Annotated in this window: 13 protein-coding genes; 3 read left to right on the top strand and 10 right to left on the bottom strand. The window is 73.4% G+C overall.

Annotated features, from left to right (window positions below):
- The 8 genes from OG370_RS24945 to OG370_RS24910 are packed head-to-tail and all read right to left on the bottom strand — an operon-like array spanning window position 1 to window position 6624.
- Window positions 1-2028: an NADH-quinone oxidoreductase subunit 5 family protein gene (locus OG370_RS24945; protein ID WP_328467909.1), complete on the bottom strand. Its 2028-nt coding sequence runs from the start codon at window positions 2026-2028 to the stop codon at window positions 1-3.
- The gene (gene nuoK, locus OG370_RS24940; RefSeq protein ID WP_328467907.1) at window positions 2025-2417 is read right to left on the bottom strand and encodes an NADH-quinone oxidoreductase subunit NuoK; all 393 of its coding nucleotides are present in this window, start codon (window positions 2415-2417) and stop codon (window positions 2025-2027) included. The genes OG370_RS24945 and nuoK overlap by 4 nt, the downstream gene beginning before the upstream one ends.
- On the bottom strand, window positions 2417-3046 hold the full coding sequence (locus OG370_RS24935) for an NADH-quinone oxidoreductase subunit J family protein (RefSeq protein ID WP_328467905.1): 630 nt from the start codon (window positions 3044-3046) through the stop codon (window positions 2417-2419). The genes nuoK and OG370_RS24935 overlap by 1 nt, the downstream gene beginning before the upstream one ends.
- Window positions 3043-3651 (bottom strand): NuoI/complex I 23 kDa subunit family protein, encoded by a 609-nt coding sequence (locus OG370_RS24930; protein ID WP_328467903.1) that lies wholly within the window; start codon window positions 3649-3651, stop codon window positions 3043-3045. Before OG370_RS24930 ends, OG370_RS24935 begins: the two co-directional genes overlap by 4 nt.
- A gap of 3 nt (window positions 3652-3654) precedes the next feature.
- Entirely contained in the window at window positions 3655-4617 is a 963-nt protein-coding gene (gene nuoH / locus OG370_RS24925; RefSeq protein WP_328467901.1) for an NADH-quinone oxidoreductase subunit NuoH, read from the bottom strand.
- Entirely contained in the window at window positions 4614-5537 is a 924-nt protein-coding gene (locus OG370_RS24920) for an NADH-quinone oxidoreductase subunit C (protein ID WP_328467899.1), read from the bottom strand. Before OG370_RS24920 ends, nuoH begins: the two co-directional genes overlap by 4 nt.
- Window positions 5534-6244: an NADH-quinone oxidoreductase subunit B gene (locus OG370_RS24915; RefSeq protein WP_328467897.1), complete on the bottom strand. Its 711-nt coding sequence runs from the start codon at window positions 6242-6244 to the stop codon at window positions 5534-5536. The genes OG370_RS24920 and OG370_RS24915 overlap by 4 nt, the downstream gene beginning before the upstream one ends.
- On the bottom strand, window positions 6235-6624 hold the full coding sequence (locus OG370_RS24910) for an NADH-quinone oxidoreductase subunit A (RefSeq protein WP_328467895.1): 390 nt from the start codon (window positions 6622-6624) through the stop codon (window positions 6235-6237). The genes OG370_RS24915 and OG370_RS24910 overlap by 10 nt, the downstream gene beginning before the upstream one ends.
- A gap of 293 nt (window positions 6625-6917) precedes the next feature.
- On the opposite strand from OG370_RS24910, the gene OG370_RS24905 reads away from it, so the two are divergent.
- Together OG370_RS24905 and OG370_RS24900 are read left to right on the top strand one after the other, a co-directional pair.
- Window positions 6918-8126 (top strand): sensor histidine kinase, encoded by a 1209-nt coding sequence (locus tag OG370_RS24905; RefSeq protein WP_328467893.1) that lies wholly within the window; start codon window positions 6918-6920, stop codon window positions 8124-8126.
- A 141-nt stretch (window positions 8127-8267) separates the two neighbouring features.
- Window positions 8268-9617 (top strand): sensor histidine kinase, encoded by a 1350-nt coding sequence (locus OG370_RS24900; protein ID WP_443060737.1) that lies wholly within the window; start codon window positions 8268-8270, stop codon window positions 9615-9617.
- A gap of 31 nt (window positions 9618-9648) precedes the next feature.
- On the opposite strand, the gene OG370_RS24895 is transcribed toward OG370_RS24900, so the two are convergent.
- Window positions 9649-10419 (bottom strand): MBL fold metallo-hydrolase, encoded by a 771-nt coding sequence (locus OG370_RS24895; RefSeq protein ID WP_328467891.1) that lies wholly within the window; start codon window positions 10417-10419, stop codon window positions 9649-9651.
- A 142-nt stretch (window positions 10420-10561) separates the two neighbouring features.
- Between OG370_RS24895 and OG370_RS24890 the strand changes: the two genes are divergently transcribed.
- Window positions 10562-11092, top strand: coding sequence for a GNAT family N-acetyltransferase (locus OG370_RS24890; protein ID WP_328467889.1), 531 nt, complete (start codon window positions 10562-10564; stop codon window positions 11090-11092).
- Between the two features lie 207 nt (window positions 11093-11299).
- Here OG370_RS24890 and OG370_RS24885 read toward each other — a convergent pair whose 3' ends face one another.
- A complete protein-coding gene (locus OG370_RS24885; protein ID WP_328467887.1) occupies window positions 11300-11848 on the bottom strand; it encodes a GNAT family N-acetyltransferase in 549 nt (182 codons plus the stop codon).
- Between the last annotated feature and the right edge of the window lie 62 nt (window positions 11849-11910).

The following is an 11910-nucleotide window of genomic DNA, read 5'->3' as shown; positions in this document are numbered from 1 at the left end:
TCAGCCTCCGACGGCGACGAGGACGGCGAGGACGACCGCACCGGCCAGCAGCGCGCTGAGGTAGGTCTGGACGTTTCCGGTCTGGGCCTTGCGGACGGCCGCGCCGAGCAGGTTCGGGGTGCCCGCGGCGCCGCGTACCCAGGTCTCCACGACGTCCCGGTCCAGGAAGCGGACCAGCGCGGCCGCGGCCAGCACCGGGCGGACGAACACCGCGGTGTAGAGGGCGTCGAGGCGGAAGCCGTGCGCGGCGGCGGCGTGCAGCGGGCCGAGCAGCAGCCGGCCGGGGTCGCCGGGGTCGTGCGCGGTGGCGACGTCGCCGTAGACCTCCTTGTGGCTGTCCTCGGCCTCGGCCTCGATCAGGGCGGGTTCGGAGTCCGCGTCCAGGTGGTCGGTGAGCGCGCTGCCGGTGCCGGGCGGTTCGGCGACGACCGCGCCGATCGGCACGGCCCGGCGGGTGGCGGCGACCGCCTTCCAGGCCCCATAGGTGATCAGCACGCCCACCAGGGCGAGCCCGGTACCGAGGACGGAGGTGACCAGGGTCGGGCCGAGCGGGGTGCCGCCGCCGAACCAGTCGGGCAGCTTGCGGTAGGTGAGCCCGCCGAAGGCGAGGGTGGGGATCGCCAGCACCCACAGCACGGCGGTCATCGGCAACGGCTGCCGTCCGTGGTCCGGGGCGGCCGGGCCGTTGCCGAGGAAGGCGAGGAGGAACAGGCGGGTGGCGTAGGCGCCGGTGAGGACGGCCGCGGCCAGCCCGGCGACCAGCACGGTCCAGCCGACCGCCGACGGCACGTGCGCGGTGTCGCCGGAGGAGGCGTGCTCGGCGGCGCGCAGCACCGACTCCTTGGAGAAGAAGCCGGACAGCGGCGGGAGGGCGGCGAGCGCGGCCAGCGCGAGGGCCATCGTCCACATCGCGTCGGGCACCCGCTTGCGCAGCCCGCCCGTACGGGACATCGCGGTCAGCGAGTTGGTGCCGGCCGCGTGGATCACCACGCCCGCGCCCAGGAAGAGCAGCGCCTTGAACGCGCCGTGCGACAGGAGGTGGAAGACGGCGGCGTCGCGGTCGCCGACGGCCAGCGCGCCCGCCATGTAGCCGAGTTGGCCGATCGTGGAGTAGGCGAGGACCCGTTTGATGTCGTCCTGGGCGAGCGCGGCCAGGCCCGAGCCGACCATGGTCACCGCGGCCATCACGGCCAGCACGACGAGCGCGGCGGCCGACGCGGTGAACACCGGCAGCAGCCTGGCCACCAGGTAGATGCCGGCGGCCACCATGGTCGCGGCGTGGATCAGCGCGGAGACCGGGGTGGGGCCGGCCATCGCGTCGGGCAGCCAGGTGTGCAGCGGGAACTGCGCGGACTTGCCGGCCACGCCGGCGAGCAGCAGCAGCGCGATCACCGTCGGGTGGTGCAGCCGCCCGTCGGCGGCGGCGCGCAGGATGCCGCTGATCCGGAAGGTGCCGGCGTCCGCGGCGAGCGCGAACACGCCGATCAGGAAGGGCACATCGCCGAGCTTGGTGACCAGGAACGCCTTGATCGAGGCCGAGCGGGCCGCCTCGGTCTCCCAGTAGTGGCCGACCAGGAAGTAGGAGCAGATGCCCATGACCTCCCAGCCGACCAGCAGCACCATCAGGTCGCCGGAGTAGACGACGAGCAGCATCGCGGAGGTGAACAGTGAGACCACGGCCGCGTAGGAGGGGTAGCGCGGGTCGTCGCGCAGATAGGAGACGGAGTAGACCTGCACGCAGGTGGCGACCAGGCCGACCAGCAGCGCGATCAGGACGGAGAAGCCGTCCAGGTGCAGCGAGAGGTCGATCGGCACGGAGCCGGTGACGGTCAGCCGGTGCGAGGCGTCGGTGGCCGCTCCGGTGCCCTGCCGGGCGGCGACGATCGCGGCGAGCACGAAGGAGACCGCGGTCGGCAGCACCGCCAGCGGGCGTACGAAGCCGGGTGCGCGCCGGCCGAGCAGGAGTCCGGCGGCCGCGCCCAGGAAGGGCAGTGCGGGGACGAGCGCGGCAAGGGCGGTCAGGGTCACGCGGTGGCCTCTGCCTTCTCGTCGTGGCCGGAGGCGGTGGCCGGGCCCGGTTCCGGGGGCCCGGGCACGCCGAGGGGTTGCCCGGGGTCGGCCAGGTCGGTGAGGCGGTCGATGTCGGCGGTGCCGCGGTTGCGGTGCACCAGCAGCACGATCGCCAGGCCGATCCCGATCTCCGCGGCGGCGATGGTGATGGTGAACAGGGTGAGCGCCTGCCCGGAGTGCAGCCGGTCGCCGAGCCAGGTGTCGAAGGCGACGAGGTTGAGGTTGACGGCGTTGAGCATCAGCTCGACGGACATCAGGACGAGGATCGCGTTGCGCCGGGCGAGCACCCCGTACAGACCGACGCAGAACAGCAGGGCGGCCAGCACGGCGGGGTAGACGAGGTGCATCAGCGGTCCTTGCCGTTCGGGGCGGCGGGGCCGCCGGAGCCGGGTGCGGCCGGGCCGTTCGCGCCGCCGGGCGGCACCGCGTCGGGCCCGCGCTTCGACAGCACGATCGCGCCGACCAGGGCGGCCAGCAGCAGGACCGACAGCGCCTCGAACGGCAGCACCCAGAACCGGAAGAGGCTGGTGCCGGTGACCTTGGTGGCGCTCTGGCCAGCGGCGTGGTGGACGTCGATCCAGGTGCTGCGGAAGGCGTCCACCACCACCCACACCAGGGTGGCCGCGGCGGCGACCGCCACCGCGAGGGCGACCCAGCGGTTCTCGGAGTCGGCGTCGGGCGAGTGGCCGATCGGCGCCCGGGTGAGCATCAGCCCGAACAGCAGCAGCACGACGACCGAGCCGACGTAGATCAGCACCTGCACCCAGGCGATGAACTCGGCGGTCAGCAGCAGGTACTCCACCGCGATGCCGCCGAGCGCGACCACCAGCCACAGTGCCGCGTGCACGAGTTGCCGGGTGGTGACGGTGATGACGGCCGCGCCGAGGGTGGCGAGACCGACCAGCAGGAAGGTGATCTCGACACCGGTGGGCGAGAGGAAGCCGTGGTGCGCGAGGACGCTGTGGTGGACGTTCACGACGCGTCCTCCCCGGGTTCGTCGGGCGCCTGGTCGGCAGCCTGGTCCGCGGATTGGTCCGCCGCCTCAGCCGCTGCCTGCGCCGCCGCTTGCGCCGCCTTCTCCGCCGCCTTGTGGGCCGCCGCGATCTCCTTCGGCTCCTCCGCCGCCGGGTCGAGCGGGGGCGGCGCCGGCACCGTCCACATCCACTCGCGCAGCTTGTCGCGTTCGTGGGTGAGTTCGAGGATGTCGGTCTCCGCGTACTCGAACTCCGGGGACCAGAACAGCGCGTCGAACGGGCACACCTCGATGCAGATGCCGCAGTACATGCACAGCGAGAAGTCGATCGCGAAGCGGTCCAGCACGTTGCGGCTGCGCTCGCGGCCGCCGGGCGCGGCGGGCGGCGTCGTCTCCTTGTGCGAGTCGATGTAGATGCACCAGTCGGGGCACTCACGGGCGCACAGCATGCACACCGTGCAGTTCTCCTCGAACAGCGCGATCACGCCGCGGCTGCGCGGGGGGAGTTCGGGTTGCGCGTCGGGATAGCGGGCGGTGACGGTCTTCTTCGTCATCGTGCGCAGGGTGACGGCCAGGCCCTTGGCCAGACCGGAGCCGGGAAGAGGCATGGCTTACGAGGTCACCACCTTGACGACGCCGGTCAGGGCGATCTGGACGAGGGAGATCGGGATCAGCACGGTCCAGGCGAACTTCATCAACTGGTCCTCGCGCAGCCGCGGGTAGCTCACCCGCAGCCAGATGACCACGAAGGCGAGCACGCCGGTCTTCAGCAGCGTCCACAGCCAGCCGACGCTGCCCGACCACGGCCCGTGCCAGCCGCCGAGGAACAGCACCGTGGTCAGCGCGCACAGCACCACGATCCCGGCGTACTCGGCGAGCAGGAACAGCGCGAAGCGCAGCCCGGTGTACTCGGTGTACGCGCCGAAGATGATCTCCGAGTCGGCCACCGGCATGTCGAACGGCGGCCGCTGCAACTCGGCGAGCCCGGCGGTGAAGAACACCAGGCCGCCCATGAGCTGCCACAGCGTCCACCACCAGTGGTACGACTCGACGATGCCCGGCAGCGACAAGGTGCCCGCGGCCATCGCCACGGACGCGGCGGCGAGCAGCATCGGCAGTTCGTACGCCATCAGCTGGGCGGCCGTGCGCAGGCCGCCGAGCAGCGAGAACTTGTTCGCCGACGCCCACCCGGCCATCAGCGACCCGAGCACGCCGACACCCATCACGGCGAGTACGAAGAACAGCCCGGCGTCGATCGCCTCCCCGACGAAGCCGTGCGGCCCGACCGGGATGACGATCAGCACCAGGAGGTACGGCAACAGGGCGACGGCGGGCGCGAGCTGGAAGATCCGGCGGTCCGCGTCGGCCGGGACCACGTCCTCCTTCTGCGCGAACTTCACGCCGTCGGCGACGAGTTGGGCCCAGCCGTGGAAGCCGCCCGCGTACATCGGGCCGAGCCGGCCCTGCATGTGCGCCATCACCTTGTGCTCGGTCTGCCCGACCACCAGCGGAAGCACCAGGAACACGACGAGGACGGCGACCAGCCGCAGGACGACATGGAGCGTGTCGTTCACGGGGTACGGCCTCCTTCGTCGGTGGGCGGTTCGTCACGGGTGGGCGGCGCCGGGGGCTGCTCGGCGGGGGGCTGCTCCGCCGGGGGCTGCTCGGCGGGGGGCTGCTCCGCCGGGGGCTGCTCGGCGGGCGGTTGTTCCGCCGGAGGCTGCTCCGCCGGTTTCTGCCAGGGCGCGTCCGGTGTGGCCGGGCGCGGGGTCCGGGCCGGGCGGGACGGGGTCTGGCTCGCCGAGCCGTCGCCCGCGCTGCGGGTCCTGCGGGCGGGCCGCTCCCCCGCGCCCGCGCCACCCGCACCGGCACCCGCACCTGCGGCACCCGCGCGCCGCGCCGGGCGGGCCGGGGCCGGCGGCAGCTGACCCTTCAACGGGCCCCACTCGTTCGGGTCCGGCACGCCCGGCGGCAGCATCTGCCGGCGCTTCGGGCCGCCGTCGTGGGACTCGCCCGGCTCCTTCGCGCCCGGCCACGCCTTGGCCACCCGCGCGGCCAGCACGAAGTCCTTGCGCAGCGGGTGTCCCTCGAACTCCTCGGGCAGCAGCAGCGGGGCCATCCCCGGGTGCCCGGTGAAGGCGACGCCGAACATCTCGTGCGTCTCGCGCTCGTGCCAGCCCGCGCCCGCGTAGACCCCGGTCGCGGTCGCCAGTTCGGCCGCGTCGTGCGGCACGGTGGTCCGCACCAGCAGCCGTCCGACGCCGCCTTCGAGCCGTACGACATGGGCGCACACCCGGAAGCCCGTGCCGGGTTCGTCCACCGCGCTGAGCCAGTCGAAGAAGGTGCAGCCGAGGGTGTCCCGGGCCGCGGTCAGCGCCGCCACCCACCCGGCGGGCGGGACGTCGACGGTGAGCAGGCGGTACGCCTCCTCGGCGGTCGCGCCCTCGCCGAAGACCTCGGCCGCGCCCTCGGGCAGCTGCTCGAAGGCGCTCACCGCTCCCCCGCCTCCGGTCCGTCCGCCTCCGGTCCGGCGTTCCCCGAGCCGGCATTCCCCGAGCCGTCCCCGGGTGAGTCCGACGCGGCCGATGGCGCCGGCGGGGGCGGCGGTGTGACGAGGCCGCTGGTCAGCGCGGCGGTCGAGGGCCGCGCGGCCGGGCCGTGGCCGTACCGCTCGCCCAGCGACTCCCGGGCGATCTTCTCCTGGAGCTTGAGGATGCCCTGCAGCAGCGCCTCGGGCCGGGGCGGGCAGCCGGGCACGTAGACGTCCACCGGGATGATCTGGTCGACGCCCTTCGTCACGGAGTACGAGTCCCAGTACGGGCCGCCGCAGTTGGAGCAGGCGCCGAAGGAGATGACGTACTTCGGCTCGGGCATCTGCTCGTACAGCCGCTTCACCGCGGGCGCCATCTTGTCGGTGACCGTGCCGGAGACCACCATCAGGTCGGCCTGGCGCGGGCCGGGCGCGAACGGGATCACGCCGAGCCGGATGAAGTCGTGCCGGGCCATGGACGCGGCGATGAACTCGATCGCGCAGCAGGCGAGCCCGAAGTTGAACACCCACAGGCTGTAGCGGCGGCCCCAGTTGAGCACGACCTTCATCGGCTCGGGCGCCAGCCGGGCCAGCGGGCCGAGCCGGCGGGGCTCGGGCAGCGCCACCCCGGGCGGGGCCGGCTGCGCCGGGTCGGGCAGGGTCACGTCCATTCGAGCACGCCCTTCTTCCACGCGTAGAGCAGCCCGACCGCGAGGAAGCCGAGGAAGACGAACATCTCGACGAGCGTGGTGCCGCCGAAGCCGTGGGCCGCGAAGACCGTCGCCCACGGGAAGAGGAAGATCGCGTCCACCGCGAAGATCACATAGAGGAACGCGTACACGTAGTAGCGGATCTGGGTGTGCGCCCAGTCCTCGCCGACCGGGTCGACGCCGCACTCGTAGGTGAGCAGCTTCTCCCGCGTCGGCACGTCAGGCCGCAGCAGCCGCCCGGCCGTGAACGAGACCGTCACGAAGAGCACGCCGACGACCGCGACCAGACCGACGACCGAGTAGCCGTGGAAGTAGTCCACGTCCGTCCGCCCCTCGTTCACTCGTTGACCAGCGATGTCCAGCGATCCGATGGATCTTTAGACGATTTATACGGAGGGAGTCTAGGCCCTGGTCCCACCGGCGGACGCAGCCGTCCACGGATGACGGAGGAGAGGGCGGCCGGACCGCGGCGGGCGGCCGAGGGGACCGCGGTGCGAGCCCCGGGACGAGCCCCGGCGAATGCGCTCAACCCGCACCGCCGGGCCGCTTCCAGCGGATACGGGGGATAACCCCACCACACGCCGGAGCGCGCACCCCATGGCGCGGGCCCCCGCCGGGACGGCAGGCTTGACCCATGGACACCTCGCCCGCCCCGCGCAGCTCCGCGACCTCGACGTCCGAACCGCTGCCCCCGGCCCGGTTCGCCTTCGACGCCGTGACGTGGAAGGAGATCGCGAATCTCCTGCTGAACCTCTTCATGTCGCTGATCGGCTTCATCTACGTGGTGACCACGCTGTCGCTGGGCGCCGGGCTGTCCGTGACGGTGATCGGGTTGCCGCTGCTGGCGTTCGGCCTGGGCGGCTGCCGGTTGCTGGGCAAGCTGGAGCGGGCCAGGGTGCGCAAGCTGCTCGGGGTGCACGTGGAGGAGCCGCGGCCGCTGCGGAAGAAGACGCTGGGCGGGTTCCTGCCCTGGCTGTGGGCGTCGCTGAAGGACCCGGTGGCCTGGCGGCACGCGCTCTACTTCGCGATCCGGCTGCCGTGGGGCATCGTCACCTTCGCGGTGACGCTCACCTCGCTGTTCGTGCTGTGGCCGGTGCTGCCCTACCTGGCCAGGGGCATGTCGACGGTGGACCGGGCGCTGGCCCGCGGGCTGCTCCAGCCCTCCGACGAGCTGGAGCAGCGGATCGCGGAGCTGGAGACCGACCGCGGGGTGGTCTTCGACACCGCGGCGGCGGACCTGCGCCGGATCGAGCGCGACCTGCACGACGGCGCCCAGGCCCGGCTGGTCGCCCTGGCCATGGACCTGGGCCTGGCCAAGGAGAAGCTGCTGGAGGACCCCGAGGCGGCGGCGAAGATGGTCGGCGAGGCGCACGGCGAGGTGAAGGTGGCCCTCCAGGAGCTGCGCGACCTGGCCCGCGGCATCCACCCGGCGATCCTCACCGACCGCGGCCTGGACGCGGCGCTGTCCTCGGTCGCGACCCGCTGCACCGTCCCGGTCTCGGTCACCGTGGACCTGCCGGCCCGGCCCGCCGAGGCGATCGAGGGCATCGCGTACTTCACGGTCTCCGAGCTCCTGCAGAACGTCAGCAAGCACAGCCGGGCCCGTACCGCGTCGGTGGACGTGTGGCACTCGGGCGACCGGCTGATGATCCAGGTGCGCGACGACGGGCAGGGCGGCGCGGACGTCACCTCCGGGTCCGGCCTGGCCGGGCTCGCGGAGCGGCTGGACTCCGTCGACGGCCTGTTCGTGGTGGCCTCTCCGGTGGGCGGGCCGACCATGGTGACGGCGGAGCTGCCGTGGCGGGACCGGGAGTTCGGCACGCAGGCCGCGCCGCGCCGGTAGGGCAGTGCCGGCAGGGCAGCGGGGGCGGGGCCGCGGGCGTAGGGCAGCGGCACGCCGCGGGGGTAGGTAGGGAAATCCCCACCCCCAAGACGCCGATCCGCACCATGGGCGCGCGCCTCCGGCCCGGGCACTGTGGTCGGTATGACCAGCAGTACCGAAAGGACGGTCCCGACCATGGCGTACGGCATCCAGCCGGCCGAGCGAGAGCACCGGCTGCCCACCGCACTGCGCGCGCCCGTCGAGGCGCGTACCTGGCGGGAACTCGCGTACCTCCTGCTGAACCTCCCGATGTGCCTGATCGGCTTCGTGTGGACGATCACGATGCTGTCGCTGGGCGCCGGCCTGCTGATCACCTTCATCGGGCTGCCGGTGCTGGTGCTGGCCCTCGGCGGCTGCCGGGCCGTCGGCTACGTCGAGCGGGCGCGGGCCCGCTCGCTGCTCTGGCTCGACGTCGAGGAGCCCGGCCCGGTCCGCACCAAGAGCCGCGGCTTCTTCCCGTGGCTGGGCGGCCAGCTCGGCAGCGGCGTCAACTGGCGGCACGCGATCTACTGCCTGCTGCACTTCCCGTGGGGCGTCTTCACCTTCTGCGTGTCGATCAGCTTCTTCACCTACGGCTGGGGGCTGCTCACCTACCCGCTGTGGCGCTGGGTCTTCCCGGTCTACTTCGGCCAGCAGGGCATCCAGGTCTACGGGGAGGGCGACGGCCATCACGGCTGGTGGCTGCACAGCCCCGCGGACATGCTGCTGTGCGTGGTGATCGGGCTGGCGCTGGTGGCGCTGATGCCGTGGGTGGTGCGGGGCATGGCGCACGTGGACCGGATGCTGGTCAGCGGGCTGCTCGGCCCGTCCCGGCTGGCCGACCGCGTCACCGAGCTGGAGTCGGACCGCGGCGCGGTGGTGGACACCGCGGCGGCGGACCTGCGCCGGATCGAGCGCGACCTGCACGACGGCGCCCAGGCCCGGCTGGTCGCCCTGGCCATGGACCTGGGCCTGGCCAAGGAGAAGCTGCTGGAGGACCCGAAGACCGGCGCGGCCATGGTCGAGGAGGCGCACGGCGAGGTGAAGGTGGCCCTCCAGGAGCTGCGCGACCTCGCCCGCGGCATCCACCCGGCGATCCTCACCGACCGCGGCCTGGGCCCGTCGCTCTCGGCGGTCGCCGCCCGCTGCACCGTGCCGGTCTCGGTCACCGTCGACCTGCCGGCCCGGCCGGTGCCCGCGATCGAGGGCATCGCCTACTTCACGGTCTCCGAACTCCTGCAGAACGTCAGCAAGCACAGCGGCGCCTCCCGCGCCTCCGTGGACATCTGGCAGACCGACGACCGGCTCATGCTGCACGTCTACGACAACGGTCGCGGCGGGGCGTCGGTGGACGCCGGTTCTGGCCTGGCCGGCCTGGCGGAGCGCCTCGACGCGGTCGACGGGGTGCTGGTGGTGGACTCCCCGCAGGGCGGTCCCACCCGGATCGCGGCGGAACTGCCCTGGCGGGTGTGACCGGCCGGGGGCCGGCCGGGAGTCCGCCCGGCTACCGCCCGGCGAGGTAGCGCGTGACGATGTGGCGCAGCCGGGCCCGGTCGAAGCTGCGGCCGTGGCCCGGGTGCACCACCGCCACGTCCAGCCCGGCGAGGACCTCCAGGCTGCGGCGGTAGGCCGCCGGGTCCGACTCGGGCAGGTCGTCCACGAGGTAGCCGTCGTACACGACGTCACCGGAGTACAGCGTCCCGGTGTGCTCCTCCAGCAGGGCGACCGACCCGGGTGTGTGGCCGGGCAGGTGCAGAACGGTCAGGGTCCGCCCGCCGCAGTCGATCCGCTCGCCGTCGGCGAGGCTCCGGGTCAGCGTCACACCCGGAACGGTGTACGCCCCCAGGTCGTATCCCTCGTAGGGCAGCGCGTCGATCATCACGTCGGGGAACGGGTCCCCCACGTCGTCCGTGCCCAACTTCCTTGCCAGCTCGGGTCCGTACAGGCTCGCGGGCACCCCCGCCGCCAGCAGGCCGGCGTCCGCCGCGTGTGCCGCCCGCTCCCGGAACTCGTGCGCCGCGCCCACGTGGTCCAGGTGCGCGTGCGTCAGTACGGCCATCGGATCGCGGGCGAACATCGCCGGCACCCCCGCGCGCAGCCCGACCACGCCGAGCCCCGCGTCCACCACCAGGTCCCGTTCCGTGCCGCGCAGCCACCACACGTTCGCCCGCAGGATCTGGTGCACGTGCGGCTCGCTGATCCGGGCCACCCCGCCGCCGACGTCCCGCACCTCGTACCACCGCGCGGCCGCCGCCTCCCCCGCATGCACCGTCATGGCGCCCGAGTCTGCCGCACGCGCGCGGAGCCGCGGATGAGGGGGTGCGGACGCGGGGTACGGGCGCGGTGCCGGGTGCCGATCGTCCACGCCCACGGGTTCCGGCGCGCCGCTCGGCGGGGGTTGCTGGGAGACTGGAGGGATGACCGACGACTTTCCCGGCGGGCTGGCCCTGCGTCACCCCCGCGTCGAGGACCACGCACGGGTACTGGCCGTACTCGACCAGTGGTGGGGAGGGCTGGGCGGCGAGACGGGGTCACGGGAGCGGGCCCTGCTGCTGCCGCGGTTGTACTTCCAGCACTTCACCGGCACCAGCCATGTCGCCGAGCGCCCCAGTGGCGAGCTCGCCGCGTTCCTCGTCGGCTTCCTCTCCCAGGACCGGCCCGACATCGCCTACATCCACTTCGTCGGCGTCGATCCGGCGCTGCACGGCCGTGGCATCGCGACCGCGCTCTACCACCGCTTCTTCGCCCTCGCCCGGGCTCGCCACTGCCGTCAGGTGCATGCGATCACCAGCCCGGCGAACGCCGCGTCCCGCGCCTTCCACACCCGGATCGGCTTCGCCGAACTCCCCGGCTCCCCCGACGCCGCCCCCTCGGTCCACCCCGACTACGACGGCCCCGGCCTGGACCGCGTCACCTTCGCCCACGACCTCACGGCAGCGACCGGGTAAGCACGGCGAGCCGGCAGGTACGCAGGCAAGACCGCACAGACTGACCCCGGCCCGGCCGTCGGCGCTGATCCGGCTCGCCGAGGCGCAGGACACCCCGCTCAGCGACCCCGCCGCGATCGAGCGGGTCCGGCCGCAGGCGTGCCAACCGCCCACCCGGGCGGCGCCGTTGGCGCCCCGCCGCCGGAACCCGGCCGCCGGGGGCCCTTGTTACGCCCCGGCGACCCGCGCCGCCGCGAACTGCGCCCGGGTGATCGCCGTGACGTCCACCGGCGTCCCGTGCGCGGGGACCGTGGTGCGGCGGTCGAGCGCCATGCCCAGCTTGGTCATCACCCGCCGCGACGCGTGGTGCTCCACGTTGCAGACGCTGACGATCCGGTCCAGGCCGGCCTCGTCGAAGCCGTACGCCAGCGCCTCGCGCGCGGCCTCGGTGGCGTATCCGCGCCCCCAGTGCGCCCGGCCCAGCCGCCAGCCGATCTCCACGGCGGGCAGGATCTCCGGCAGGAAGGCCGGCACCGTCATGCCGACCCAGCCGGCCAGCTCACCGGTCGCCCGGACCTCGACGGCGAACATGCCGTAGCCGCGGTCCCGCCACTCCTGCCGCAGCATCGCGAAGCTCGCGGCCGTCTGCTCGTAGGTGCGGGTGGCGCCGGCGCCGATGAACCGCATCACCTCCGGGTCGGCGTAGATGTCGGCCAGCGGGACCAGGTCCTCGTCCCGCCACCCCCGGAGCAAAAGCCGCTCCGTCACGCGTTCCATGCCCAACTCCCGGGTCGATCGGCTCGGTACGCCGGCCCGCCTCGTCGCGGACCGCCGGCTGC

It is taken from the genome of Streptomyces sp. NBC_00448 (assembly GCF_036014115.1).
In the GTDB taxonomy this organism is placed as follows: Bacteria; Actinomycetota; Actinomycetes; order Streptomycetales; family Streptomycetaceae; genus Actinacidiphila.
This window is presented reverse-complemented; position numbering and strand designations above follow the sequence as displayed.